The sequence below is a fragment of the Cellulomonas phragmiteti genome, from assembly GCF_016862775.1.
Taxonomy (GTDB): Bacteria; Actinomycetota; Actinomycetes; order Actinomycetales; family Cellulomonadaceae; genus Cellulomonas; species Cellulomonas phragmiteti.
In genome coordinates this window covers 41,187-64,947 of sequence record NZ_BONP01000001.1, presented here as the reverse complement: position 1 = coordinate 64,947, position 23,761 = coordinate 41,187, and the positions used below count along the sequence as shown (strand labels likewise).

At 75.2% G+C, this 23,761-nt stretch carries 24 protein-coding genes; 4 read left to right on the top strand and 20 right to left on the bottom strand.

Annotation, left to right across the window (positions count from 1 at the left end):
• Positions 1 to 25: 25 nt before the first annotated feature.
• On the bottom strand, positions 26 to 3,028 hold the full coding sequence (locus tag Cph01nite_RS00335; protein ID WP_239068932.1) for a glycosyl hydrolase: 3,003 nt from the start codon (positions 3,026 to 3,028) through the stop codon (positions 26 to 28).
• Between the two features lie 318 nt (positions 3,029 to 3,346).
• Positions 3,347 to 3,709 (bottom strand): thioredoxin, encoded by a 363-nt coding sequence (gene trxA / locus Cph01nite_RS00330; RefSeq protein ID WP_203670372.1) that lies wholly within the window; start codon positions 3,707 to 3,709, stop codon positions 3,347 to 3,349.
• A 127-nt stretch (positions 3,710 to 3,836) separates the two neighbouring features.
• Here trxA and Cph01nite_RS00325 point away from each other — a divergent pair, with 127 nt between their 5' ends.
• Positions 3,837 to 4,391: an NUDIX hydrolase family protein gene (locus Cph01nite_RS00325; RefSeq protein ID WP_203670371.1), complete on the top strand. Its 555-nt coding sequence runs from the start codon at positions 3,837 to 3,839 to the stop codon at positions 4,389 to 4,391.
• Between the two features lie 45 nt (positions 4,392 to 4,436).
• Here the strand turns inward: Cph01nite_RS00325 and Cph01nite_RS00320 are convergent, their stop codons facing one another.
• The 7 genes from Cph01nite_RS00320 to clpS form a co-directional block, all read right to left on the bottom strand.
• Complete coding sequence (locus Cph01nite_RS00320) at positions 4,437 to 6,113, bottom strand: ABC-F family ATP-binding cassette domain-containing protein (protein ID WP_203670370.1); 1,677 nt, start codon at positions 6,111 to 6,113, stop codon at positions 4,437 to 4,439.
• Positions 6,110 to 6,769 carry an RdgB/HAM1 family non-canonical purine NTP pyrophosphatase gene (gene rdgB, locus Cph01nite_RS00315; RefSeq protein WP_239068931.1) on the bottom strand — a complete coding sequence of 220 codons (660 nt, stop codon included), beginning with the start codon at positions 6,767 to 6,769 and terminating at the stop codon, positions 6,110 to 6,112. Before rdgB ends, Cph01nite_RS00320 begins: the two co-directional genes overlap by 4 nt.
• Positions 6,766 to 7,611, bottom strand: coding sequence for a ribonuclease PH (gene rph / locus Cph01nite_RS00310; protein WP_203670369.1), 846 nt, complete (start codon positions 7,609 to 7,611; stop codon positions 6,766 to 6,768). Before rph ends, rdgB begins: the two co-directional genes overlap by 4 nt.
• 64 nt (positions 7,612 to 7,675) lie before the next feature.
• Positions 7,676 to 8,464, bottom strand: a complete 789-nt coding sequence (locus tag Cph01nite_RS00305; protein WP_203670368.1) for an MBL fold metallo-hydrolase — start codon at positions 8,462 to 8,464, stop codon at positions 7,676 to 7,678.
• On the bottom strand, positions 8,461 to 9,273 hold the full coding sequence (gene murI, locus Cph01nite_RS00300; protein WP_203670367.1) for a glutamate racemase: 813 nt from the start codon (positions 9,271 to 9,273) through the stop codon (positions 8,461 to 8,463). Before murI ends, Cph01nite_RS00305 begins: the two co-directional genes overlap by 4 nt.
• A 10-nt stretch (positions 9,274 to 9,283) precedes the next feature.
• Positions 9,284 to 9,925 (bottom strand): DUF2017 domain-containing protein, encoded by a 642-nt coding sequence (locus Cph01nite_RS00295; RefSeq protein WP_203670366.1) that lies wholly within the window; start codon positions 9,923 to 9,925, stop codon positions 9,284 to 9,286.
• Positions 9,925 to 10,218: an ATP-dependent Clp protease adapter ClpS gene (gene clpS / locus Cph01nite_RS00290; RefSeq protein ID WP_373307525.1), complete on the bottom strand. Its 294-nt coding sequence runs from the start codon at positions 10,216 to 10,218 to the stop codon at positions 9,925 to 9,927. Before clpS ends, Cph01nite_RS00295 begins: the two co-directional genes overlap by 1 nt.
• 71 nt (positions 10,219 to 10,289) lie before the next feature.
• On the opposite strand from clpS, the gene Cph01nite_RS00285 reads away from it, so the two are divergent.
• Entirely contained in the window at positions 10,290 to 11,690 is a 1,401-nt protein-coding gene (locus tag Cph01nite_RS00285; protein WP_275407373.1) for a nicotinate phosphoribosyltransferase, read from the top strand.
• 101 nt (positions 11,691 to 11,791) lie between these two features.
• Here the strand turns inward: Cph01nite_RS00285 and Cph01nite_RS00280 are convergent, their stop codons facing one another.
• From Cph01nite_RS00280 to Cph01nite_RS00270, 3 genes are all read right to left on the bottom strand, one after another.
• The gene (locus Cph01nite_RS00280; RefSeq protein ID WP_203670364.1) at positions 11,792 to 11,947 is read right to left on the bottom strand and encodes a hypothetical protein; all 156 of its coding nucleotides are present in this window, start codon (positions 11,945 to 11,947) and stop codon (positions 11,792 to 11,794) included.
• A 260-nt stretch (positions 11,948 to 12,207) separates the two neighbouring features.
• The gene (locus Cph01nite_RS00275; RefSeq protein ID WP_203670363.1) at positions 12,208 to 14,013 is read right to left on the bottom strand and encodes a DEAD/DEAH box helicase; all 1,806 of its coding nucleotides are present in this window, start codon (positions 14,011 to 14,013) and stop codon (positions 12,208 to 12,210) included.
• Positions 14,010 to 14,381, bottom strand: coding sequence for a DUF3039 domain-containing protein (locus tag Cph01nite_RS00270; RefSeq protein ID WP_203670362.1), 372 nt, complete (start codon positions 14,379 to 14,381; stop codon positions 14,010 to 14,012). The genes Cph01nite_RS00275 and Cph01nite_RS00270 overlap by 4 nt, the downstream gene beginning before the upstream one ends.
• A 135-nt stretch (positions 14,382 to 14,516) precedes the next feature.
• Here Cph01nite_RS00270 and Cph01nite_RS00265 point away from each other — a divergent pair, with 135 nt between their 5' ends.
• Together Cph01nite_RS00265 and Cph01nite_RS00260 are read left to right on the top strand one after the other, a co-directional pair.
• Positions 14,517 to 15,461 carry a hypothetical protein gene (locus Cph01nite_RS00265; RefSeq protein WP_203670361.1) on the top strand — a complete coding sequence of 315 codons (945 nt, stop codon included), beginning with the start codon at positions 14,517 to 14,519 and terminating at the stop codon, positions 15,459 to 15,461.
• Positions 15,458 to 15,820 (top strand): GntR family transcriptional regulator, encoded by a 363-nt coding sequence (locus Cph01nite_RS00260; protein ID WP_203670360.1) that lies wholly within the window; start codon positions 15,458 to 15,460, stop codon positions 15,818 to 15,820. The genes Cph01nite_RS00265 and Cph01nite_RS00260 overlap by 4 nt, the downstream gene beginning before the upstream one ends.
• A gap of 30 nt (positions 15,821 to 15,850) precedes the next feature.
• Here Cph01nite_RS00260 and nagB read toward each other — a convergent pair whose 3' ends face one another.
• From nagB to Cph01nite_RS00220, 8 genes are all read right to left on the bottom strand, one after another.
• A complete protein-coding gene (gene nagB, locus Cph01nite_RS00255) occupies positions 15,851 to 16,633 on the bottom strand; it encodes a glucosamine-6-phosphate deaminase (protein ID WP_203670359.1) in 783 nt (260 codons plus the stop codon).
• On the bottom strand, positions 16,633 to 17,658 hold the full coding sequence (locus Cph01nite_RS00250; RefSeq protein ID WP_203670358.1) for an ROK family protein: 1,026 nt from the start codon (positions 17,656 to 17,658) through the stop codon (positions 16,633 to 16,635). The genes nagB and Cph01nite_RS00250 overlap by 1 nt, the downstream gene beginning before the upstream one ends.
• A gap of 3 nt (positions 17,659 to 17,661) precedes the next feature.
• Positions 17,662 to 18,588, bottom strand: coding sequence for a carbohydrate ABC transporter permease (locus Cph01nite_RS00245; protein WP_373307524.1), 927 nt, complete (start codon positions 18,586 to 18,588; stop codon positions 17,662 to 17,664).
• Complete coding sequence (locus Cph01nite_RS00240) at positions 18,585 to 19,541, bottom strand: carbohydrate ABC transporter permease (protein WP_203670357.1); 957 nt, start codon at positions 19,539 to 19,541, stop codon at positions 18,585 to 18,587. Before Cph01nite_RS00240 ends, Cph01nite_RS00245 begins: the two co-directional genes overlap by 4 nt.
• 63 nt (positions 19,542 to 19,604) lie before the next feature.
• Positions 19,605 to 20,882: an extracellular solute-binding protein gene (locus Cph01nite_RS00235; RefSeq protein WP_203670356.1), complete on the bottom strand. Its 1,278-nt coding sequence runs from the start codon at positions 20,880 to 20,882 to the stop codon at positions 19,605 to 19,607.
• 127 nt (positions 20,883 to 21,009) lie between these two features.
• Complete coding sequence (locus tag Cph01nite_RS00230; protein WP_203670355.1) at positions 21,010 to 22,188, bottom strand: ROK family transcriptional regulator; 1,179 nt, start codon at positions 22,186 to 22,188, stop codon at positions 21,010 to 21,012.
• 139 nt (positions 22,189 to 22,327) lie between these two features.
• Positions 22,328 to 23,248 (bottom strand): PfkB family carbohydrate kinase, encoded by a 921-nt coding sequence (locus Cph01nite_RS00225; RefSeq protein ID WP_203670354.1) that lies wholly within the window; start codon positions 23,246 to 23,248, stop codon positions 22,328 to 22,330.
• 71 nt (positions 23,249 to 23,319) lie between these two features.
• Positions 23,320 to 23,658, bottom strand: a complete 339-nt coding sequence (locus Cph01nite_RS00220) for a hypothetical protein (RefSeq protein WP_203670353.1) — start codon at positions 23,656 to 23,658, stop codon at positions 23,320 to 23,322.
• Between the last annotated feature and the right edge of the window lie 103 nt (positions 23,659 to 23,761).

Here is a 23,761-nt window from a genome sequence, read left to right as displayed (position 1 = left end):
TCCCGGCCCCGTCGCGCGGCACCTGTCAGCGGAACGGCAGCGCCAGCACGGAGTCGCCCGTGCTCACGGTCGACGGTCCGCTGCCGATGGCGTTCCACAGCGCGACGCGCACGGTCCCGCCGCGCAGGTCACCCAGCGCCCCCGTCGCGCGGTCCAGGCCGACGGCCTGCGTGTAGCGCTCCGCGCCGGGGACCGGGTCCGTCGCGAAGTACCGGTACACCTCGACCCGGTCCCACGTCCCGTCACCCGTCAGGTCGTACTGGACGGACACCCGCGTCCCGTTGCCGATGCGCTGACCGGCGTCGAGGCCCAGGTCGAAGGCGGTCGCCCCGCCCGTCGCGTCGGCCGTCACGCCGGTGGCCAGCAGCACCACCGCGTCGTGCGGCTCGGAGGCCGTGTCGACCCCGCGGGCCGGCGCGATCTCGATCGAGCCCGGTGCGCCCGGCGCCCGGACGAGGGACCCGTCCGTCCCGAGGGCCAGCACGAGGCCGGCCGACGGGTCCGGCGTGGTCGTCGGCGTCGGGGACGGGGTCGGCGTCGGGGTCACCGTCGGGGACGGGGTCGGCGTCGGCGTCACCGTCGGGGACGGCGTCGGCGTCGGCGTCACCGTCGGGGACGGCGTCGGCGTCGGGGTCACCGTCGGCGTCGGCGTCGGGCTCCCCGTCGGCGTCGGGGTCGGAGTGGCCCCCGGTCCGCCGACGGCGCCGCCGCCGGACCACGTGTGCGCCCCCGTCGTGACGGTCCTGCCGGCGGGCACCTCGACGGTGGTCCCGTCGCTGAACCGCACGGTGCGTGCGGTGGACGTCACGTTCGCGGCCACGTAGGTGCGCTCGCCGTCCTTGACGAACACGGCCGACAGCGGGCTCGACCCGCGCACGGTCGTGTCCAACGTCCCCAGGGCCGCGAGGTTGGCGATCCAGTGGTACGTGTGTGCCCGGGACTCGCCCTCCTCCACCGGGTAGTCCGGGTCCGCCTGCAGCAGCCGCAGCGCCTCCTCACCGTCGCCGAGCGCGAGGTAGCTCCACAGGATGTCCTGCCACACCGTCGGCGGTCCGTTGTTCGCCCGGACGAGCTCGGCGTAGTTGGACACCACGTCGTCCGGACGCATCCCCAGGTACAGGTGCGAGCCGGTGATCGGCAGCGTGTTGATGCCCTGGATCATCTCCGGCTCCCCGGAGAACCACGTCGAGTACGTGCCGCCGGAGCCCCAGACCATGCCGAGGGTCGTGTGACCGAAGCCCTCGGGGATCGCCTCGGCCTGGTCGAACCAGTACTCCTGGATCGCGGCGGCCTGGGTCGCGTACAGGTACGCACCGGCGTCCCGCACCGCGGTGTCACCGGTCGCCTCGCCCCACTGGACGAGCGCCCCGGCGAAGTTCTGGCCCTCGGAGCTGGACTCCTGGTTGTTGCCGGCGGCGAACGCCCCGTGCCCCGACGCCCAGTCGTGGCCGGCGTAGATGTCGAAGTCCCGCAGGTACGGGAAGCGGGTCTCGGACCGGTCGTACCCGTTGGCGTCGCGGATCAGCAGGTCGACCATGCCGCCGTACTGCTCGTCGGACGCCCACTGCGGGTCGAACCGGGCGAGCGTGGCTGCGGCCGCGATGAAGTAGCCGTAGTGGAAGTGGTGGTCGTTGAGCTCGGTGTCCGAGCCGTAGGACGCGGGGTACCCGATGAGGGTGCCCCAGCGCTCGTCGTACGCGAAGACCTGCTCGGACTTGCCCGGGGTCGCGGTGAACCACTCGGTGAGGGTGTCGCGCACGAGCGCGAGGGTCTCGTCGCGCACCGTGGTCTCACCGAGCTGGTCGGCGATCTCGACGATCCGGGTGGCGCGGCCCAGGGCCTTGCCGGTCCAGTAGGTGTCGGCCCGCAGGATCGGCAGCGGGTCCGCCGCCGCCTCGGCGAGCAGCCGGTCGAGCGTCTCCCGCTCGGAGCCCGTCGACGTCGCGACGGCAGGGATCTCCGGCAGGATGCCCGTGAACGGGGTCGTCGTCGTGAACGACGTCGCGTCGGTGTACGCCGCCATCGCCCCGCGCGGGCTCGGGTAGGTCGTGTCGAGCTCGTCGCCCTCGACGCTCTCGAGGTACCGCTGCTGGTGCGGGTACAGCGCGACGACTGTGCCGTCGTCGTAGCCCTCGAGCGGTGTCGTCTCGAACTGGTACGTCGTGTGGACGACGGCGTTCTCGGCGTCGTAGGTGTAGTCGACGGTCGTGCCCGTGACCTCGGCGAACGCCGAGCCGGCGACCGCCTCGAGCGCGGCGGCACGGTCGCTGTCGGTCGCGTCGGCGGACGTCGCGAGCGCCGTGACGGCGAGGTAGCCCGCACCCGCGAGCGAGGACCGCAGCGTCGACCCCGAGACCTGCCACGTGGCGCCGGTCGGCGCGAACGCGGCGTAGTCGTGACCGTTCGCGGTGAAGCCGAGCGTCCCGCCGTCCTGCGCCCACACGCGCACGTCGTGCGTGGAGGTCAGCAGCGCGTCGCCCCCCTCGAGGTGGTACCAGGACGTCGGCAGGCCGTGGCCGATCGTCGCGCGGAGGCTGCGGGTGCCGTCGGACCAGGCGGGGGTCACCGTCCAGTCGGTCCAGTCGGCGACCTGCACGGTCGGCGCGTCGAGCCCGGCGACGCCGACGACGACGTCCTGGACGTAGACGAAGTGGAACTCACCGATGCCGCCCGGGGTCCCGAACAGCGTCGCCTCGCGGGGTGTCGACAGGCCGAGACCCGCGGGCGTCGGCTGGTACGACACCGGGTGGGCGTGCAACGGCTCGCTCATGCGGCAGTCGAGCCGCTTGTACAGCAGCGACGACCACCAGTCGTTGGTCGGCAGCGGACCCTGCGGCGCGTCGGCGGTCACGTGCGCACGGGGGTCCGCCTCGATCGAGGCGCACCCCTCCGGCGTGGGACCGACAGGCGTCGCGGAGTAGCTGCCGGCGCCGACGTCGACGATGCCGTCGGCGGCCATCGAGTCGTCGCCCGGGACGACGACGAGCGCGGCCGCGACGGTCAGGGCGAGCGCGGCGCCTGCCGCCACCCGACCACGTGACCGTGGTGCCGCTGCCGCTGCCCGGGCAGGCTGGGACAGGGACCCCCGAGGGGTCCAGAACGTTGTTGACATGGTGTGATGCCCCCAGGCGGCGCGCCCGCGCGTTGCGCACGTGGGCCGCTGCCCTGTGTGAACGGTGCACTGCGCCATTGCCGCGCACCGCGACGCTCCCCGCACGACCCCCGTTGGCCGCGCTGCGATGAGTGCGATCTGAACACCACGGTAACACCGCGTTGACACGCGTCAACTCAGGGACGACGGGAGACCCCGTCGGGTCTCCCGTCGCCTGCTCGCGGTGGGGCGGGACTACGCCTGGCGCTCCGCGATCTTCGCGCGGACGTCCTCCATGTCGAGCTCCTTGACGGCCGTGACGACCTGCTCGAGGGACGGCGCCGGCAGGGCACCGGCCTGGTTGAACACCAGGACGCCGTCGCGGAACGCCATGAGCGTCGGGATCGACGTGATCTGCAGCTCGGCGGCGAGCTGCTGCTCGGCCTCCGTGTCGACCTTCGCGTGCACGATGTCCGGGTGCTGCTCGCTCGAGGCCTCGAACACCGGGCCGAACTGGCGGCACGGACCGCACCAGGCGGCCCAGAAGTCGACCAGGACGATCTCGTTGTCCTTGATCGTCTCGGCGATGGTGTCGGCGGTCAGCGTGGTGGTGGCCATGGTCTGTCTCCATCCTGCAGGGGTTCGAGCGCTACAGCACCCACCCCCGCGCGACTATTCCCTCGCACCCCGTCCGTCCCCGCGAGGCGATGCGGCCCCAGGCGCGCAGACGAGGTAGAACTGCACGGTGACCGCGTCCGCCGAGTTCCCCCCAGGCCCCGAGCGCCCCGCAGGCTGGCTGTCCGCCGAGCAGATCGCCACCGCGCGCACCCAGCTCCCGATCCTCTACGTGGACGCGGTCCCCGTGCGGGTCGACGAGTCGGGCGACGTGGTGGCCGTCGGCCTGCTGCTGCGCGTGACCCGCGAGGGCGTGATGTCGCGCGCCCTGGTGTCGGGGCGCGTCATGTACCACGAGCGCATCCGCGACGCGCTGCTGCGGCACATCGAGAAGGACCTCGGGCCCGTGGCCCTGCCGCAGGTGCCCGCGTCGCCGCAGCCGTTCACCGTTGCCGAGTACTTCCCGACACCCGGCGTCACGCCGTACCACGACCCGCGCCAGCACGCGGTCTCGCTCGCCTACGTCGTGCCCGTCACCGGCGACTGCCGGCCCCAGCAGGACGCGCTGGACCTCGCGTGGCTCACCCCCGAGGAGGCGTGCGCCGAGGCCGTCCAGGTCGAGATGAACGGCGGGCAGGGGCTGCTCCTGCGCCAGGCGATGGCCTGGGCCGGCCGCCTGCCCTGACCCCTCCGTCGGGACCGTCGCGACCGTCGGGACCGGACCGTCGGCTCAGGCCGGGCGGTCGCTGCCGCCCAGGTCGAGGTGCGGCCAGTCCGCGAGGTCGGCGCGCAGCTGCCGGTCGTGCGTCGCCACGACCACGGCCGCCGACGTCGCGCGCAGCGCCGCCGTGAGCTCGTCGACCAGCCCGACCGACAGGTGGTTGGTCGGCTCGTCGAGCACCAGCACGTGCGGGGCCGCGAGCAGCGCGCACGCCAGGTCGAACCGCCGACGCTGCCCCAGCGACAGCTCCCGCAGGGGACGTTCCAGGTCCGCCTCGGACAGCAGCCCCAGGGCGGCGACCGGGACGAGCGCGTCCGGGTCCAGCGCGCCGGCCGCGAGCAGGTCCAGCGCATGGCGCGCGTACGCGTCGAAGGCCGTCGGTGCCGCACCGTCGGGGGCCTGCACCCGCTCCGCCGGGCCCTCCTGCGCCAGCACGCCGCACCGCACGCCGGCGGCGACGTCCCGCGTGCCGCGGTCGAGCCCGACGACGCCCACGAGGGCTGCCAGCAGCGTGGACTTGCCCGCGCCGTTGGCCCCCGTGACGAGCAGCCGTCCGGCCGGCATGACCTCGACCCGGCGACCCGGCAGGTCCAGGCGCCCGGTGACGCGCGGGCCGCGCACCTCGAGGAGCGGGCCACCGGCGTAGCCCGGCGGCACCGACGGCAGGTCGGGGAACTGCAGGGCCGGCGGCGGCACGGGCACGTCCACCGCCTGCGCCTCGAGCCGCTCGATCAGCCGGTCGGCGGCCTTGACGTGCTGCCGCGCGCGGGTGGCGCGCCGGTGCGGGTCCGACCCCTTCGGCGGGCGCCACTCGTCGGACAGGCCCTCGTAGGACGCGTCGAGCCGCTCCGCGAGGACGCGGGCACGCTTGCGCTCGGCGCGGTAGCGCGCCCGCCACCGGCGCAGCATCTGGTCGCGCGCGAACCGGTAGTCGGTGTAGCGCGCCGCTCCGTACAGCACGGGGCGCCCGTCCATGGACGGGTCCAGGTCCAGGACCGCCGTCATGACGTCGTCCAGCAGCCGCCGGTCGTGCGTGACGATGACGAGCCCGCCCGCCCACGCCCGCAGCTGCGCGGTGAGGTGCGCGACGCCACCGGCGTCGAGGTGGTTCGTCGGCTCGTCGAGCAGCAGCAGGTCGGCCCGCTCCGCGAGCCGGCACGCCAGGCGCACGCGGTACCGCTCCCCGACGCTGAGCTCGGCGAGGCGACGGTCGAGGTCGCGGGGGGCGTGCAGCCGCGACAGGCCCTCGTCGACGCGCCGGTCGACGTCCCAGGCCGCGAGGTGCTCGTAGCGGGCGATCGCCGCCGACAGCGCCGCCACGTCCCCGCCCGCGTGGTCGAACCCGTCGATCGCCGCCTGCAGGTCGTCCGCGGCCGCCCGTGTCGCGCTGCCGGTCGCGGCGACGAGCGTGCCGACGGTGTCCTCGTCGGTGACCGCCAGGTCCTGCTCGACGACGGCCAGCGTGCCGTGCCGCCGCACGCTGCCGCTGCGCGGGTGCAGCCGGCCCGCCAGCAGACCGAGCAGGGTCGACTTGCCGGCGCCGTTCTCCCCGACGAGCCCGATCCGGTCGCCCGGTCCGACGGCGAGGTCGAGCCCGTCCACGACGGGCCGTCCCGGGTAGCCGAACGTCACACCCTGCGCGACCAGCTGCACGTCGCCGGGCCGGGGCGTCCCGGGGGTGCTCATGCCCGCAGTGCCGCCACGAGGTGCGGCACGAGCGCGCGGAACGCCTGCCCGCGGTGGCTGATCGCGTTCTTCTGCTCCGGCGTGAGCTCGGCGCACGTGCGCGAGTCCCCCCGGGGCACCAGGACGGGGTCGTAGCCGAAGCCGCCGGTGCCCCGCGGCGCGGTGGCGAGGGTGCCCTCGAGCGTGCCGACCTCGACGTGCTCGGCGCCGTCGGGCGTGACGAGTGCCGCCGCGCACACGAACCGCGCTCCGCGGTGGGCGGGCGCGATGTCGGCGAGCTGGGCGAGCAGCAGGTCCAGGTTGGCGGCGTCGTCGCCGTGGCGGCCCGCCCACCGCGCCGAGAAGATCCCCGGCGCACCGCCGAGCACGTCGACGCTGAGCCCCGAGTCGTCGGCGACGGCGGGCAGGCCCGTCGCGGCCGCGAGCGCCCGGGCCTTGATCAGGGCGTTCTCCTCGAACGTGACCCCGTCCTCGACCGGCTCCGGCGCGTGCACGTCCCGCGCGCCGAGCACCGCGGCCGGGTCCAGCCCGGGCAGCCCGGGGGCGAGGATCGCCCGCAGCTCGGCGACCTTGCGGGCGTTGTGCGTCGCCAGGACGAGGCGGGCGCCCGCCGGCACCACGGCGCGCGCGCCGGACCCGGGACCCGAGGGGGTCACGCGCCCACCTCGCCGGCGGCGGTCGACCGCGACGTCGGGCCCTCGCCGGCCGGCACGGCCAGGACCTCGGCCTGCAGCGCGGCGAGCCGCGCGGTGCCGGCCACGGCGAGGTCGAGCAGCGCGTCGAGCTCGGCCCGGTCGAAGGGTGCGTGCTCCGCGGTGCCCTGGACCTCGACGAACGTGCCCGCGCCGGTGGTGACGACGTTCATGTCGGTCTGCGCGCGGACGTCCTCCTCGTACGGCAGGTCGAGGACGGCGACGCCGTCGACGATGCCGACGCTCACGGCGGCCACCGAGTCGCGCAGGACCTGGCGTCCCGGCTTCACCAGCCGCTTCGCGGTCGCCCACGCGACCGCGTCCGCCAGCGCGACGTAGGCCCCGGTGATCGCGGCCGTGCGCGTGCCGCCGTCGGCCTGCAGCACGTCGCAGTCGAGCACGATCGTGTTCTCCCCGAGCGCCGCGACGTCGATCACGGCCCGCAGCGAACGGCCGATGAGCCGCGAGATCTCGTGCGTCCTGCCGCCGATCTTGCCGCGGACGGACTCGCGGTCCGACCGGCTGTCCGTGGCGCGCGGCAGCATCGCGTACTCGGCCGTGACCCAGCCCTCGCCCGATCCCTTGCGCCAGCGCGGCACGCCCTCGGTGAACGAGGCGACGCACAGCACCTTCGTCCCCCCGAACTCGACCAGGACGGAGCCCTCGCCGGCATCGAGGAAGCGCCGGGTGATCGTCACGGGCCGCAGCTCGTCCACCCGCCGCCCGTCGACCCGCGGCCCGGCGGACGCACCGCCCGCGGTCGCTCCGCCACCTGCACCTGCACCCGACCCACCGGCACTCACCATGCCCCCGACCCTACGTGGGCACCCACCCCTGGGCCGAACCGTCCCCGGGCCGGGGCGCGCGGGGCTACAGCGGGTACGTGGCGCCCGGGATGGCGAGCGTGATCGGGCCGTCGTACACGTCGCGCGCCTCCGCGAGGGCGACCTGCGGGTCGTTCCACGCCGGGACGTGGGTGAGGACGAGGGCGCGGCTGCCGCCCCGGGCCGCGGCCTGACCCGCTCGGCGGCCCGTCAGGTGGACGCCGCGCACGTGGTCGTCGCGGCCCTCGACGAACGCGGCCTCGGCCAGCAGCAGGTCGGCGCCGGTGGCCAGGTCGTCCAGGCCCGCGCACGCGTCGGTGTCCCCGCTGTAGGCCAGCGTCGTCCGACGCCCCGGGTCGTGCTCCGACGGCCCGACGACCCGCAGGCCGAACGCCGGGACGGGGTGCTCGACGGGCACCGCCTCGATCGTCAGCGGGCCGACGACCACGGGCCGTCCGACCTGCCACGTGCGGACGTCGAACTGCTCGCCGGTGTCCGTGGCGGGGTCGTGGCCGGACAGGTGGGCCAGACGCTCCGCGGTGCCCTGCGGGCCGTGGACCGCGATCTGCGGCAGGGCACCGCCGGGCCGGTACCGGCGGTAGACGCCGAGGACCGCCATGTCGGCGACGTGGTCGGCGTGCAGGTGCGACAGGGCGACGACGTCCAGCGCCGCCGGGTCGCCCCAGCGCTGCAGCGCCCCGAGCGCCCCGTTGCCCAGGTCCAGCAGCGCGGACCAGGTGCGCCCGTCCGCGTCGTCGGCCTGCACGAGGTAGGACGACGCGGCCGACCCCGGCCCCGGGAACGACCCTGCACACCCCAGCACGACCACCCTCATCGCAACGCCCCCCGCGTCTCGACCGACTCGACCTCCGGCCCGAGGAAGCGCCGCGCCAGCGTGGCGAACGACCCCGGGTCCCCTGTCGCCAGGAACCGGTGCGCCGCCGGGCCGGCCGCCGGGTCACGCTCGAGGTCGTGCGCCACCAGCGTCCGGTACACGTCCTTGGCGGTCTCCTCGGCGCTCGACACGAGCGTGACCTGCTCCCCCATGACGTAGGAGATGACACCCGTGAGCAACGGGTAGTGCGTGCAGCCCAGGACGAGCGTGTCGACACCCGCGGCGCGGACGGGGTCGAGGTACTCGTGGGCGGTGGCCAGCGCGTCGGGCCCGGAGGTCACGCCCGCCTCCACGAGCTCGACGAACCGCGGGCACGCGCGCGACGTCAGGTCCACGCCGGCGACCGCGAACGCGTCGTCGTAGGCGCGGGAGTCGATCGTGGCGCGCGTCCCGATGACGCCGATGCGCCCGTTGCGCGTCGCCGCGACGGCCCGGCGGGCCGCCGGGAGCACGACCTCGACGACCGGCAGCCCGCGGCGCAGCGTGTACCGCTCGCGCGCGTCGCGCAGCACCGCGGCCGACGCGCTGTTGCAGGCGATGACCAGCATCTTCACGCCCGCGTCGACGAGGTCGTCCATGATCTCGAGCGCGTGGGCGCGGACGGCCGCCAGCGGCTTGGGGCCGTACGGCGCGTTGAGGGTGTCCCCGATGTACAGCGTGGACTCGTGCGGCAGCTGGTCGAGGATCGACCGCGCCACGGTCAGGCCGCCGACACCGGAGTCGAAGATGCCGATGGGCGCGTCGCTCACCCGACCGAGACTAGCCGCCGGACCGACCCCGGCCCGCTCCGCCACCGTCGGGTGCGGCGAGCATCACAGCCAGCAGCGACTCCTGCAGCCAGGACAGCGCGCCGTAGACGGAGGCGAGGTACGCCCGGACGTCGTCCTCGGACTCCGAGACGAGGCCGTCGTACAGCGCCTCCGAGTCCTCGTCGGTGCGCAGGTCGAGGCGCTCCCCCAGCACGAGCCGCAGGTCCGTCAGCGTCGCGGCGACGTCGTCGGCCGCGTGCGGCGCGACGACCAGCGCGTGCTCCGGCCAGCCCGGCTCGCCGTGCACCAGCGAGGTCCACAGGCTGCGCAGCCGCGCGATCTTGCGCGCCCGCAGGTCGTCCTCGGTCAGGCGGCGGAACTCGCCCGCCACCTCGGGGTCGTCGCGCGAGGCGTCGGGCAGCAGCCGGCGCACGGCCGGGTCCTGCGGCGGCGGGACGGGCGCGGTGCGCAGCGACCAGCCCGCCGGTGCCCCGGGGACGGCCGCCGGCTGGTCGCCCTCGCGCGGCCCGTCCTCGAACCGTCCGGCTCCCAGCAGCTCGGCGACGTCGGCCACGACCGACGCGACCACCGCCCGCTCACCGGCGTCCAGCTGGGCCACGAACCGGCCCTTGTGCCGACGGAACGCCCGCATCACTGCCCGCCGCGCTGCATCGTGGCCCACAGCCCGTAGGAGTGCATGGCCTGGACGTCGACCTCCATCGCCTCGCGGTTGCCGCTCGAGACGACCGCGCGGCCCTCCTCGTGCACCTGGTGCATGAGCCGGTCCGCCTTCTCGCGCGGGTAGCCGAAGTAGGTCTGGAACACGTAGGTGACGTACGTCATGAGGTTCACGGGGTCGTTCCACACGATCGTCACCCACGCGTCGGCGGTCGACGTCGACTCGTCCACGTCCGGGCGCGTGTCGGGAACGGTCGTGGCAGGCACGACGCCCACTGTAGGTGCGCCGGGCGCCCGACCGGGTGCCCTGCGCGCTGCGGGGCGTCTACGTTGGCGCCATGACGGACACCCCCGCCCCCGCGCCCGCCGCGACGAGCCCGGCGGTGGCCGCCGTCGGCTCGGGCAGCACGGCGCTGCTCACCGACCGCTACGAGCTGACGATGCTGCAGGCGGCGCTCGCCGACGGGACCGCGCACCGGCGCTGCGTGTTCGAGGTGTTCACGCGTCGGCTGCCGGCGGGGCGGCGGTACGGGGTGCTGGCGGGCACGGGGCGGGTGCTGGAGCAGCTCGCCGCCTTCCGGTTCGGCACGGCCGAGCTGGACTGGCTCGCCGACGAGCGCGTGGTCGACGACGCGACGCTGGCGTTCCTCGCCGACTACCGGTTCGCCGGCGACGTCGTCGGCTACGCCGAGGGCGAGGTGTTCTTCCCGCAGTCCCCGGTGCTCGTCGTCGAGGGGACGTTCGCCCAGGCGGTGCTCATCGAGACGCTGGTCCTGTCGGTGCTCAACTACGACTCGGCGGTCGCGTCGGCCGCATCGCGCATGACGAGCGCGGCCGTGGGGCGGCCGTGCCTGGAGATGGGGGCGCGGCGCGCGCACGAGGACGCCGCCGTCGCTGCCGCCCGCGCCGCGGTCGTCGCGGGGTTCGCGGCCACCTCGAACCTCGAGGCCGGCCGGCGCTACGGGTTGCCCACGATCGGCACGGCCGCGCACGCGTTCACGCTCCTGCACGACGACGAGGAGGCGGCCTTCGCGTCGCAGGTGCGCTCGCAGGGGCCTGGCACGACGCTCCTCGTCGACACCTACGACGTGCGGCGGGGGGTCGAGCGCGCGCTGGCGGCTGCCGGGACCGCGCTCGGTGCGGTGCGGCTCGACTCCGGCGACCTGGGCGTCCTGGCGCAGGAGGTGCGCGCCCAGCTGGACGCCGCCGGGGCGCACGACACGCGGATCGTCGTCACGAGCGACCTCGACGAGCACGCCATCGCGTCGCTCGCCGTGGCGCCGGTCGACTCGTACGGCGTGGGGACCGCCCTGGTCACGGGGTCGGGCTCGCCCACGTGCGGCATGGTCTACAAGCTCGTCGCGCGCGAGGGGGCGTCGGGTGCCATGGAGCCGGTCGCCAAGGCCTCACGGTCCAAGACGAGCGTCGGCGGACGCAAGTCGGCCGCGCGTCGCCTCGACGAGGACGGGCGTGCGGTCGAGGAGGTGCTGGTCGTGGGCGCGGACGACGACGTCGCGGGCTGGACCGCCCGGCAGCAGGCCGCCCCGGCCGCGGCGCTGCGGACGCTGCACGTCCCGCTCGTCCGCGAGGGCGAGGTGCTGCCGGGACTCACCGCCGCCCCGGGCGTGCGGGCGGCCGCGGAGCGTCACGCCGCGTCGCGCGACGAGCTGCCGCGTGGGGCCCGTCGCCTGTCGGCGGACGAGGCCGCCGTCCCGACGGTGGAGCTGCGTCTCGGCTGAGATCCCCGGGAAAGCCGCGGGCCGGGACGCACATGGCGTCCCGGCCCGGGTTCAAGCGGTGCGACGACCGGCGGAGGGGGTGCCGGCCGTCGCGGGCGGTGCTAGACCCTCGAACGACCGCGGCCCACCAGGCCGAGGATGAGGCTCACGACCAGCACGATGACGCCGATCCAGATGAGGAACTGGCCGATGTTGGTCGCGACGCCGAGAACGACGAGGACGACACCGACAAGGATGAGGATGAGCCAGGACGGCATGTGAACACACCTTTCGTGCGAATGCCGGCGGCACGTCGGCCGCCACGCTCCGGGTTCGGCACCGGGGGTACCCGGGCCGTTTCTGTCACGGCAAGAAGCGTGGCAGCGGTGGCGGGTGTCGGCACGTCGAACGGTCGAGTTGCGCGGAGGTCGTCCGCTGGTATGTGGTCGCGCGTCCAGCCCGCTGACCTGCGATTTCACCCAGCTCTCATCGTCCGCATGCTGAGACGGGCGAGGTCGCCCCGGGGCCGCCGGGGGCCTCAGCGCTTGCCGACGAACCACCCGCGCAGCATCGCCACCCGCGCCTCGAGCTGGTCGGGAGCGGCCACGGCCACCTCCGGACCCCCGCACCGCCGGCGCAGCTCGGCGTGCACCGTGGCGTGCGGCTGGCCGCTGCGGCGCGCCCAGGCACCGACCAGCTGGGCCAGCTCCTTGCGCAGCTCGGCCTGCTTGCGGTGGTCCATGACCTCGGGCTCGACCTGCCCCCGTGCGCGTCGGGCGCCCTGCTGGTCCGCCTGCCGCTGCCGCAGCAGCGTCGTCACCTGGTCCGCGTCGAGCAGACCGGGCAGGCCGAGGAAGTCCAGCTCCTCGTCGGAGCCCATCTCGGCGCCCGTGCCGAACTCGCCGCCGTCGAACAGCACGCGGTCGAACGACGCCTGCGCCTCCAGCGCCTCGAAGGTCCCGGCGACCCCGTCCGCCCCCACCGCGTCGGCGCTGCTCTGCTCGCGCTCGGCGAGCGCCAGCAGGTCCGCCTCGGGGTCCTCGGAGCCGTTGGTCGGCTTGTCGAGGGCGTGGTCGCGCTCGATCTCGAGGGTCGCCGCGAGCTCGAGCAGCTGCGGGACGCTGGGCAGGAACACCGAGGCGGTCTCCCCCCGGCGCCGCGCCCGCACGAACCGCCCCACGGCCTGCGCGAAGAACAGGGGCGTCGCCGTGCTCGTCGCGTAGACGCCCACGGCCAGGCGCGGCACGTCGACCCCCTCCGACACCATCCGCACCGCGACGAGCCAGCGCGCGTCACCCTCGGCGAACTCCTCGATCCGGTCGCTCGCCCCGTCGTCGTCGGAGAGCACGACGACCGGTGACTGCCCGGTGAGGCGGGCGAGGTGGCCCGCGTACGCCCGCGCGTCGGTCTGGTCGGTCGCGATGACCATGGCACCCGCGTCCGGGACCGTCCGCCGCACCTCGGTCAGGCGCCGGTCGGCCGCCGCGAGCACCGACGGGATCCACTCGCCGTTCGGGTCCAGCGCGGTGCGCCAGGCCTGCGACGTCATGTCCTTGGTCAGCGGCTCGCCCAGGCGGGCCGCGACCTCGTCGCCCGCCTTGGTGCGCCAGCGCATCGACCCGGAGTAGGACAGGAAGATCACGGGCCGCACGACGTGGTCGCGCAGCGCGTCCCCGTAGGCGTAGGTGTAGTCGGCCACCGAGCGCCGGATCCCGTGGGCGTCCGGGGCGTAGGTGACGAAGGGGATCGGCGCGGTGTCCGACCGGAACGGGGTGCCCGTCAGCGCCAGCCGCCGGGTCGCGCCCTCGAACGCCTCACGGACCGCGTCGCCCCACGACAGCGCGTCCCCGCCGTGGTGCACCTCGTCGAGGATGACCAGCGTGCGCTCGGCGGTCGTGCGTGCGGCGTGCAGCGCCGGCTTGCTCGCGACCTGCGCGTAGGTCACGGCCACGCCGTCGTAGCCGGCCCCGTGCCGGCCCTGGGCGTTGGAGAACCGCGGGTCGAGCCGGATGCCGACGCGCGCCGCGGCGTCGGCCCACTGCTTCTTCAGGTGCTCGGTGGGCGCGACGACGGTGACGCGCCGCACGGCGCGCGACTCCAGGAGCTCGGTCGCGATCCGCAGCGCGAAGGTCGTCTTGCCGGCGCCCGGCGTCGCGACGGCGAGGAAGTCGCGCGGGGCGCGCTCGCGGTAGAGGTCGATGGCCTGCGCCTGCCACGCCCGCAGGCTCCCCGCGGCCCCCCACGGCGCACGCGCGGGGAACGCCGGCGGCAGCTGCTGCGCTGCCGACGTCGAGGGGTGCTGGGGGGTGTGGGCGGGGGCGACGGACCGACGGGCCGCGCTCACGCGCCGCCCGCGCCGGAGCCGGAGCCCTTGCCGCGGCCGAAGCCGAGGAAGCCGCGCCCACCCCCGCCGCCGGAGTCGCCGTCGCCGTCCTGCGGGGCACGCAGGCCGTCGTAGACCTCCTTGCAGATCGGGCACACCGGGAACTTGTTGGGGTCGCGGCCCGGCACCCAGACCTTGCCGCACAGGGCGATGACCGGCTTGCCGGTCATCGCGGACTCCATGATCTTCTCCTTGCGCACGTAGTGCGCGAAGCGCTCGTGGTCCCCCGGCTCGACCTGCTCGCCGGTCTCCGTGCGCTCGAGGAGCGAGGTGCCGCCCTGGGGGCCGAACGGGTCGTCGGGTCCTGTCGGCGGGGTCGGCTCGCTCATGGCGCACATCGTACGTCGGGGGTCCGACGTCCCGGGGTGAGGCGACCGTGTCGCGCCCTCCGCGACGGACCTGGACGACACGGAAGGTATGTGTCAAAGTGTCGATACATTGACCGACGCCCACCGGAGGGCCCCGTGCGCCTGCTCGTGCTCCTGCTCCTGCTCCTGCCGCTCGCCGTCCTGGCCCTGCTCGGCACGGTCGTCGTCACGGCCGTCACGTCCCGGCGCCCGGCGACCGGCGAGGACGTCGAGACCTCGCCCGAGGCCTACGCCGGCGCCCGGCGCCACGCCGCGCTCGTCGCGGCCGCGTCGTGGACGGCGCTGCTGGTCGTCGCCGTCGCACTGCCCGCCTCGCTCCCCTTCGGCCCCGACCAGGGCATCGCGCTCGGGTGCGCACCGGCCGTGGCCGGCGTGGTCGCGCTCCTCGTGGCGGCGGTCGGCGAGCGGACGTGGCCCGGACCCGCCGCACCGGTGCGCCGCGCGTCGCTCGCACGGCGCACCGCCCGGGACGTCGCCCCCCGCCCTCTGACCGCGCTCGTCCTCGGCTGGTCGGCCGCCCTCCTCCTGGTCCTGCTCGCCACCGGCGTCTCGGCCCACCCGGACGGTCGCACGGTCACGGTGCAGCCCGACGACCTGTCGCTCTCGCAGGCCGGGCCGTACCCGGGCGCCGCGTACGGCGTGCCGATCGCCGCGGCCGTCGTCGTGCTGCTCCTGGCCACCCTCCTGACGCTGCACCTGGTGGCCTCCCGCCCCGCCGTCGCGCAGGTGTCCACGGCCGACGACACCCGGCTGCGGCTGGCCGCGGGCCGACGCGTCCTGGCGGCCGTGCAGCTCGTCGTCGGCGGCACCCTGGCGGGCGTCCTGCTCGCCGCCGGGAACGCGCTGCGCAACGCCGCGACGTCGCGGTGGGCCGTCGACGACGTGTGGACCACGTCGACCGAGCCCGTCGCGCACACGCTCGGCACCGCCGCCCTCGCCGCGGCACCGCTCGTCCTCGTCGCGACGCTCGTCGTCACCGGGGTCGCGCTCGCACGCGCCGCCCGCGGGACCGCGACCGCACCCGCGCCGGTGCCCGCGTGAGCGTCCACGTCGAGGTCGACGTGACCTCCGGCGTGCCCGTCTACGAGCAGGTCCGCACCCAGGTCGTCGCGCACGTCGCGGCGGGCCGGCTGCAGCCGGGCGACCGGCTGCCGACGATCCGCGCCCTGGCGACCGACCTGGGCGTCGCCCCCGGCACCGTCGCCCGCGCCTTCCGCGAGCTCGAGCTCGCGGGCGTCGTCGTCACCCGGCGCCGCTCGGGGACGGTGGTGGCCGACGACGCGGTCCCCGCCCACGTCACCGCCCGCCACGCGGCGACGGCCTACGTGCGCGCCGCCCGCGCCGCCGGCCTCACCCCCGACGAGGCCCTCGACCTGGTCCGCGGCGCCCTGCTCGGCTGACCCGGCGCCGCGCAGGCGCGCGGCCGACGGTCACAGGTGCTGCCAGGCCGGCTTGCCCGCGTACGTCTCGCGGTAGTGGCCGGCCAGCTGCAGCCGGCCGGCGGCGGCGTCGTCGACGAGCACCGTCACGTGCGGGTGCAGCTGCAGCACGGTCGCCGGCCACAGCGCGCTCACCGGCCCCTCGACGAGCTGGTGCACGGCCTGCGCCTTGCCCCGACCCGTCGCGATCAGGACGAGGTGCCGTGCCGCCATGATCGTCGCGAGGCCCTGCGTGAGGCAGTGCGTGGGGACCGCGTCGACGTCGCCGTCGAAGAACCTGGCGTTGTCCTGGCGCGTCTGGCGCGTGAGGGTCTTGATGCGCGTGCGCGACGCCAGGGACGAGCCGGGCTCGTTGAACGCGACGTGCCCGTCGGTGCCGATGCCGAGCAGCTGCAGGTCGACACCGCCCGCCGCACGGATCGCCTCCTCGTACGCCGCGCACGCCGCGGGCAGGTCGGCCGCGAGCCCGTCCGGGGCGTGGACCGCGTCCGGCGCGAGGTCGACGCGCGAGACCAGCTCGGTGTCGATGACGGTGCGGTAGCGCTGCGGGTGGTCCGCCGCCAGGCCCACGTACTCGTCGAGCAGGAACGCGCGCGCCCGCGCGAACGACAGCCCCTCCTGCGCGTGCCGGCGCGCCAGCTCGTCGTAGACGGCCAGCGGGCTGGACCCCGTCGCGAGCCCCAGCACCGCGTCCGGCCGGGCGACCAGCAGCCGCTCGACCGCGTCCGCCGCGAGCCGCGCCAGCTCGTCACGCGGTGCGATGACGACCTCCATCAGACGATCTCCCCTCGTCCCACCAGCGCGGCGCCCACTGCGCCCACCGGAACGTCCTGCGGCGCGAGGTGCACGCGGTCCGCCAGCCGCAGCGACGCCAGGAACGGCGACGCCGCGGTCTCGCGCTCGAGCTCGACGCGCACCGCCCCCAGCAGGGGCTCGCCCACGCCGCTGACCCCGCCGCCCACCACCACGTGGTCGACGTCGCACGTGAGGACGAGGATCCGCACCGCCCCCGCGACGGCCCACACGAACCGGTCCCGCACCGCCACGGCACGCGGGTCGCCCGCCGCCGCGGCCTCGAACACGGCGACGGGCGCCGGCCGGCCGTCGCGCGACGGCCACGCCGCGTCGAGCGCGCTGCCCGAGGCGTACTGCTCGACGCAGCCGCGCTGCCCGCACTTGCACGGCAGCCCGTCGGGCACGAGCGTCAGGTGCCCCACCTCGCCCGCCGCGCGGTGCGAGCCGCGCCGCAGCGTGCCGTCGAGCAGCAGCCCTGCGGCGACGCCGGTGCCCAGCGCGAGGAACGCGAGGTCCCGGTGCGCGAACGACGACGCCATGGTGTGCGCGGCACCGAGCACGGCGACGTTGAGGTCGTTCTCGACGCGCACGCGCGCCCCGGCGCCGAGGGCGTCGGCGACGGCCGCCGCCAGCGCGAACGGCCGCTCGACGCCCACGTTGACGGCGTGCTCCACGGACCCGGTGACGGGGTCGACGACGCCCGGCACGCCGATGCCGGTGCCGGCGAGCGCGCCGACCGGGACGCCGTGCTCCGCGGCGAGCTCCCGCACCGTCGTCGTCACGGCGGCGACGAGCCCGTCCGGCCCGGGGCGCGTCGCACGGCGTCGGGTCCCCACGACGCGGCCGTCGGGGTCCAGCAGGGCGGCCTGGACCTTGGTGCCGCCGATGTCGACCCCCACGGCCCAGCCGGGCGCGCGCGGGTCCGGGTGCGCGACGTCGTGGGGCGCGGCGTCGTGGTGCGCAGCGGGCACGGCAGGGCTCCCCCCCGGGATCGTGGCGTCCATGGGTCAGCCCTTGACCGCCCCGGACACCAGACCACCGGTCATGCGCCCCTGCACGATGAGGAAGAAGACGACGACCGGGACCGCCACGAGCACGGAGCCGGCCATGAGCGCACCCCAGTCGGTCGACTTGGTGGCCTGCTGGAACGTGCGCAGCCACACGGGCAGCGTCATGGACTCGGGCCGGGTCATGATGATCAGGGCCATCATGAACTCGTTCCACGCCTGCAGGAACGCGAACACGCCCGTCGCCACGAGCCCCGGAGCCAGCAGCGGGAACGTCACCTTCCAGAACGCGCGCGGTCGCGAGCAGCCGTCGATCATGGCGGCCTCCTCGAGCTCCACGGGGACACCGTTGACGAAGCCCCGCAGCGTCCAGATGGTGAAGGGCAGCACCCCGGCGAGGTACACCACGCCCAGCGCGATCACGGTGTTGAGCAGCCGCCAGGAGTCGACCAGCTGGAACACCGAGATCATCATCGCCTCGCCCGGCACCATCTGGATGACGAGGATCGACAGCACGAACGCCTTGCGCCCGCGGAACCGGAAGCGCGTGACGGCCAGGGACGCGAAGAACGCCAGGACCATCGAGGCGACCAGCACGAGGAACGTCACCTGCAGCGAGTTGCCGAGCGCCGGCAGGAACGGCGAGCGCTCCTGCCGGAAGATCGCCGTGTCGTAGTTGCGCAGCGTGAGCTGGTCGGGCCACAGGTGCAGCTCCGGACCCGAGATGAGGTTGGTCGGCAGGAGGGACGTGTTGACCATCCAGTAGACCGGGAAGGCGAAGGCGGCGGCGAGCAGCGCCGCCACGACGCCCCAGCCGACCGAGGCCGCGGTCCGGCGCGCGGGGCGGCGGCGCACGACCGCGGCGGTGCGCGGCGGGGGCGACGGGGCGACGGCGGTCGGCGCGGCGCCGGCGGGTGCGAGGCTCACAGCTGCTCCTCCGTGATCGTGGCGCGCACGTAGTACGCGGAGATCGCGAGCATGATGATCGTGAAGATGACGGCGATCGCGCTGGCGGCCCCGTAGTGCCCCTGGGCCATGCCCATCTCGTAGATGTAGACGCCCAGCGTGCTGGTCTGCGACTTCACCCCGCCGATGCCCTGCAGCACGAAGATCTGCGTGAAGACCTTGAGGTCCCAGATCATCGACAGCACGATGAGCACGACGTAGATGGTCCGGACGTACGGCACCTGCACCCCGAAGAAGCGCTGCCGGGCGCTCGCCCCGTCGAGCTGCGCGGCCTCCAGGACCTCCCCGGGGATCTGCGTGAAGCCCGCGTACAGCGTGAACGCCACGAACGGGATCGCGCCCCAGACGATGACCAGGGCCGCCACGGTGAAGAAGGACAGCGGCGAGATGAGCCACGAGTGGCCCATCCAGTCGGCGCCGGTCAGCGACGTCAGCAGGTGGTTGACCACGCCGTACTGGGTGTCGAAGATCCAGCCCCAGACGAGCATGGCGGCCAGCGGGGGCATCGCCCAGGCCAGCAGCAGCCCGATCGACAGGACAAGCCGCATCACCCGGCCCAGCCGCATGAGCAGCAGCGCGACGAGCGTCCCGACGGTGATCGTCAGGGTGACGCACACGAGCATGAACGCGAAGCTGCGTGCCGTCACCGCCCAGAAGCGCGCGTCGGTGAGCGTGGCGACGTAGTTGTCGAGGCCGACGAACGGCGCCGGCACGCCGAGCAGCTGGGCGCGCTCGTACTCGTGGACCGACAGCCACAGCATGCGCACCAGCGGGTAGCCGGTGACGACGACGAGCACGACGAGGCTCGGCGTCAGCAGCAGCCACGGCAGTAGGCGCGCGGGCGTGATCGCGCGGGTGGCGCGCGGCACCGGCGCGGCGCTCGGCGGCGCGGCCGGGAGCGTGGTGGAGCTCATGGTGTCCCTCCGTCGACGGTCCGGCCGGGCCCGCGTCGCGCGGGCCCGGCCGGGCCTGCCCGGTCAGCCGTTGAGGATGGACTCGATGGTCGCGTCGAGCTCCGCGGCGATCGTCTCGACGTCGCCGCCCTGCGCGATCTGCACCAGGGCGTCCTGGATGACCTTCTGGGCCTCGACGTCGCCCCACTTGGGGGTCGCGGGCGTGAGCTCGGCGTTGGCCGCCGCGGCGGCGGACGCCTGCGTGAACTCGTCGTCGGGCAGCGCCGAGGCGAGCGAGATCCGGGCCGGGATCATCGAGTTCTCCGCCAGGATCGTCTGGTACTCCTCCGAGAGCATGATCGTCAGGGCCTTCTTGGCCAGGTCCACGTTCGCGGACCTGGTGGCGACCGCGACGTTCGAGCCCCCCGCGAAGACCTTGGCGGTCTCGCCGGCGGTGGCGCCGGGCAGCGGGAAGGCGTGCAGGTCGGCGCCGAAGGTGTCGGCGCAGCCGGGCGTCTCGGCGTCGGCGGGCGCCTGGATGGACCAGCGGATCCAGTTGGGCGCCGACAGGAACGTCGTCTGGCCGGCGCAGAAGGGCACCTGCAGCTCGGCCTCGTCGCCGTCCTTGGGTGCGTTGGACGCGTTGGTCATGAGGTCCTGCACCTGCCGCAGGCCGGCGATGCCGCCCGGGGACGAGAAGCCGGCCTCCCACGTGCCGTCGTCGCCCGGCTCGGCGATGAAGCCGCCGTTCTCCCAGACGAAGGGCAGGGCGTTGTACCAGTCCTGCCCGGGGAACCACAGGCCCGACCGGTCGGCGGTCCGCAGGGACGTCGCGGTGGCGACGTACTCGTCGAGCGTCGTGGGGACCGGCGTGCTGCCGAGCACCTGCTCGCTGTAGAACACGATGCGCGAGCCCGCGTAGTACGGGGCGGCGTAGAACGTGTCCTCCCAGGTGCCGGCCTTGACGAAGCCGGGCAGCAGGTCGTCGCCGCCGAGGTCCTGCGCGATGTCGTCCAGGGGCGCGAAGTACCCGGCCGACGTGAACGTCGCGGCCTGCGTGTTGCCGACCTCGACCACGTCGGGCGAGTCGGACGACGACAGCGCGGTCGTGAGCTTGTCGACCAGGCCCGTCCAGGACTGCTCCTCGATCGTGAGCGTCGAGCCGGGGTTCTCCTCCTCGAACGTGCTCTTCAGGTACTCGCGCGCCTCGTCGGGGGTGTCGGTGCCGACGAGCCAGACGCGGATCTCGGCGCCCTGCGCACCGCCGGTCGCGTCGCCGGTGCCGGCGTCGCCGCCCCCGGAGCAGGCGGTCAGGGTCAGTGCGGCCGCCAGTCCGACGGCGCCGAAACGTAGGATCTTCACGTGGGGGTTCCTCCCGTGTGCGAGGCGATCGTCGACGACGACGCCGATGGGTGGTGCTACCGACTGCAGGAAGGTCGGCTCGCGGTCGTCACGTGACGGCGAGCCGACCCCGGCCTGCTCGGGACCGTCACGTGATCCCGAGCTGTCCGGACAGGACGAGCACGGCGGCACCTGCGAGTGCCGCGTCCTCGTCGAGCGCCGCCATCCGGACCCGCAGGTCGTGCCCGATGACGGGCATCGTGCGGTCGCGGAGGGTGGTCGCCACGGCCTCGCGCAGCGAACCGTCGAGCAGCTCCGGGGGGCCGGAGAGCAGGACCTCGGCGAGGTTGAGCGCACTGACGACGGGTGCCAGGGCGCGGCCCAGCATCCGTCCGACCGACGCGAGCGTGGCGTCGGCGTCCTGGGGGGTCAGACCGGCGGTACGACGGCGCAGGGCCGGCGCGCTCAGCACGGTCTCGAGGCAGCCCGTGCGTCCGCACGCGCACGGCTCGGGCGTCTCGCCGGCGGTGTCCTCGTCGACGACGGTCACGTGGCCGATCTCGCCGGCGGCGTGCCCGCGGCCGCGGACGAGCGCGCCGTCGACGAGCATGCCGGCGCCCACCCCCTGGCCGACGGTGACGATCATGGCGTCGGCCGCGGCGCCGCCGTACGTGTACTCGCCGAGGGCGCGGGTGTTGGCGTCGTTGGCGACGTGGACCGGCAGGCCCAGCACGCCCGTCAGCCGTGCCGCCAGGGGCTCGCCGTACCAGCCGCGGTTGGGCGCCTCGACGACGCGTCCGCCGGCGTCGATCACGCCCGGCGACGAGATCCCGACGCCGATGACGGGCCGGCTGGCCCGCTCGACGAGGCGCCGGCACAGGTCCTCCACGAGGGTGACGGCGGCGGTGCCCGTGGCGCCCGCACCGGTGACGTGCTCCCGGACGACGACGTCACCGACGAGGGTCATGACGGCGCCGTGCACCGTGGCGTCGTCGGCGAGGTCGACGACGACCACGTGGTGCTCGGACGACCGCAGCCCGACGAGCGTCGCGGGCTTGCCGACGCGGCTCTCGGCGCGGACCCCCAGGTCGGCCACGAGACCCTCGGCGAGCAGCGCCGCGACGAGGTCCGAGACCGTGACGCGGGTGAGGCCCGTGCTGCGGGCGATGTCCGCGCGGGACGACGGACCCTCGTGGAACAGGTGGCCCAGGACCAGGGAGCGGTTGTGCGCGCGGGCGTGCTCGGGGAGCACCTTGGCGGTCGGCCGCAGCTGGCGCTGGACGGGGCTCGCGGTGCGGGCGGCGATCGGGTTCGACGTCCGGGACATGTTTGTTAGTAGACCTTCCTTACAAATCCGCGTCAATGGTCGAAGGTGACCGTGATCACATCGTGACCGCGCGTTCACACGTCCGTGCGACAGCGGACACGACGACGTGACACGCGAGCCCCCGGCGCGTCCGCGCAGGTCAGCGGCGCGCGTCGGCGGCGGTCAGCCACCCGCGGGCCCCGGCGTGCCGCACCGACGCGCTCGCGCACCGCACGCCCTCCGCCAGGGCGGCGAGCGGGTCGCTCCCCCGCGCGAGCGCCGCGGCCATGGCCCCGTGCAGGACGTCCCCGGCACCGAGCGTGTCGACCACGGCACCCGGCGGCACCCGTGCCGGCCACACCACGGACCTCGCCGGCGGCCCGGCTGCCGTCGCCCGACGCACCCGCACCGGACCCGCACCGGCGCTGCGCGCGACGAACCACGGGCCCCGGGCGGCGACGTCCTCGAGCAGGTCGTCGACCGCCGCCACGTCGCCCGGGTCGAGCGCACCCGCCGTCGGCGAGCGCAGGTCGGCCGAGAGCACCGCCAGGTCGACCGTCGCGAGCAGGTCGGCGGTCGTCGGCTTCCAGCTGCCGCCGTCGAGCAGGACCGGCACCCCCGCGGCACGCGCGGCGGCCGCGAGCCCCAGCGCCGCGGCGGCGTGGTGGCCGTCGACGAGCAGCGCGCCGGCGTGGACCAGCACCCCCGCGTCGGGCGCGGGCAGGCGGGGTGCGCGCGCCCCGTTGACGGACACCACCGCCCGCTCCCCCGTCCCGCGCGTCACCAGCACCGTGGACACCGGCAGGACGTCCGGCTCGTCGGGGACGAGGTCGACGACGTCGACGCCGGCGGCACGCAGGCCCGCGCGCGCGACGTCGGCGAGGGCTCCCCGGCCGAGCGCGGTGACGAGGGTCGTCGGGACCCCGAGCGCGACGGCCACCGCCGCCGCGTTGGCGGCCGGGCCGCCGAACGTGACGTCGAGCCCGTCCGCCACCACCTTCTCGTCGGGGAGGGGCAGGCGGTCGAGCACCTGCGTCACGTCGAGCGTCGTCAGGCCGCAGCACACGAGCCGGCCGGGCACGCGGGCACCCTCGTGGGCGACCCCCGGCGCCGCCGACGGGCCCGGCCTCCGGTGCCCCGGGGGCGGACCGGTCACCGGTGGCCCGCGCTCTCGCGCGCGGGGTCCGCGAGCCGTCCCCGGTCGACGAGCCACCAGGCGGTCGCGCCGAGCACCGCCGCGGCCGTCAGCACGGCCGGCCACGCCCCCAGCACGTCCGCGGCGGCGTGCGAGGCGACGAACACCGCGACACCCACGCCGACGACGGCGAGCGGGCGCCACCACCCGGCCCGCGGCACCGCGAGCAGCAGGCACACGGCGCCCGTGACCAGCAGGACCGTCCCGCCGAGCCACCGCAGGCCGGTGCCCTGCGCGAGCGCGAACGCGACGACCAGACCCGTGGCGGCCACCGGGGCGACGGGCAGGCGCGACATGGGACGCACGGTACCCGCGGCGTGCGCCGGACGTCCCGTGCGGGCAGCGCCCCGGCGGCCCTACGGTGGGCGGGAGACCCCCGCCGCACCCCCAGGGAGACCC

Excerpts from the sequence above, each read along its gene's own strand:
- trxA (WP_203670372.1), bottom strand. The coding sequence starts at position 3,709 with ATGGCCACCACCACGCTGACCGCCGACACCATCGCCGAGACGATCAAG.
- Cph01nite_RS00320 (WP_203670370.1), bottom strand. The coding sequence starts at position 6,113 with ATGAGCACCCCCGGGACGCCCCGGCCCGGCGACGTGCAGCTGGTCGCG.
- rph (WP_203670369.1), bottom strand. The coding sequence starts at position 7,611 with ATGGTGAGTGCCGGTGGGTCGGGTGCAGGTGCAGGTGGCGGAGCGACC.
- Cph01nite_RS00305 (WP_203670368.1), bottom strand. The coding sequence starts at position 8,464 with ATGAGGGTGGTCGTGCTGGGGTGTGCAGGGTCGTTCCCGGGGCCGGGG.
- Cph01nite_RS00295 (WP_203670366.1), bottom strand. The coding sequence starts at position 9,925 with ATGCGGGCGTTCCGTCGGCACAAGGGCCGGTTCGTGGCCCAGCTGGAC.
- Cph01nite_RS00285 (WP_275407373.1), top strand. The coding sequence starts at position 10,290 with ATGACGGACACCCCCGCCCCCGCGCCCGCCGCGACGAGCCCGGCGGTG.
- Cph01nite_RS00280 (WP_203670364.1), bottom strand. The coding sequence starts at position 11,947 with ATGCCGTCCTGGCTCATCCTCATCCTTGTCGGTGTCGTCCTCGTCGTT.
- Cph01nite_RS00270 (WP_203670362.1), bottom strand. The coding sequence starts at position 14,381 with ATGAGCGAGCCGACCCCGCCGACAGGACCCGACGACCCGTTCGGCCCC.
- nagB (WP_203670359.1), bottom strand. The coding sequence starts at position 16,633 with ATGGAGGTCGTCATCGCACCGCGTGACGAGCTGGCGCGGCTCGCGGCG.
- Cph01nite_RS00250 (WP_203670358.1), bottom strand. The coding sequence starts at position 17,658 with ATGGACGCCACGATCCCGGGGGGGAGCCCTGCCGTGCCCGCTGCGCAC.
- Cph01nite_RS00240 (WP_203670357.1), bottom strand. The coding sequence starts at position 19,541 with ATGAGCTCCACCACGCTCCCGGCCGCGCCGCCGAGCGCCGCGCCGGTG.
- Cph01nite_RS00230 (WP_203670355.1), bottom strand. The coding sequence starts at position 22,188 with ATGTCCCGGACGTCGAACCCGATCGCCGCCCGCACCGCGAGCCCCGTC.
- Cph01nite_RS00220 (WP_203670353.1), bottom strand. The coding sequence starts at position 23,658 with ATGTCGCGCCTGCCCGTCGCCCCGGTGGCCGCCACGGGTCTGGTCGTC.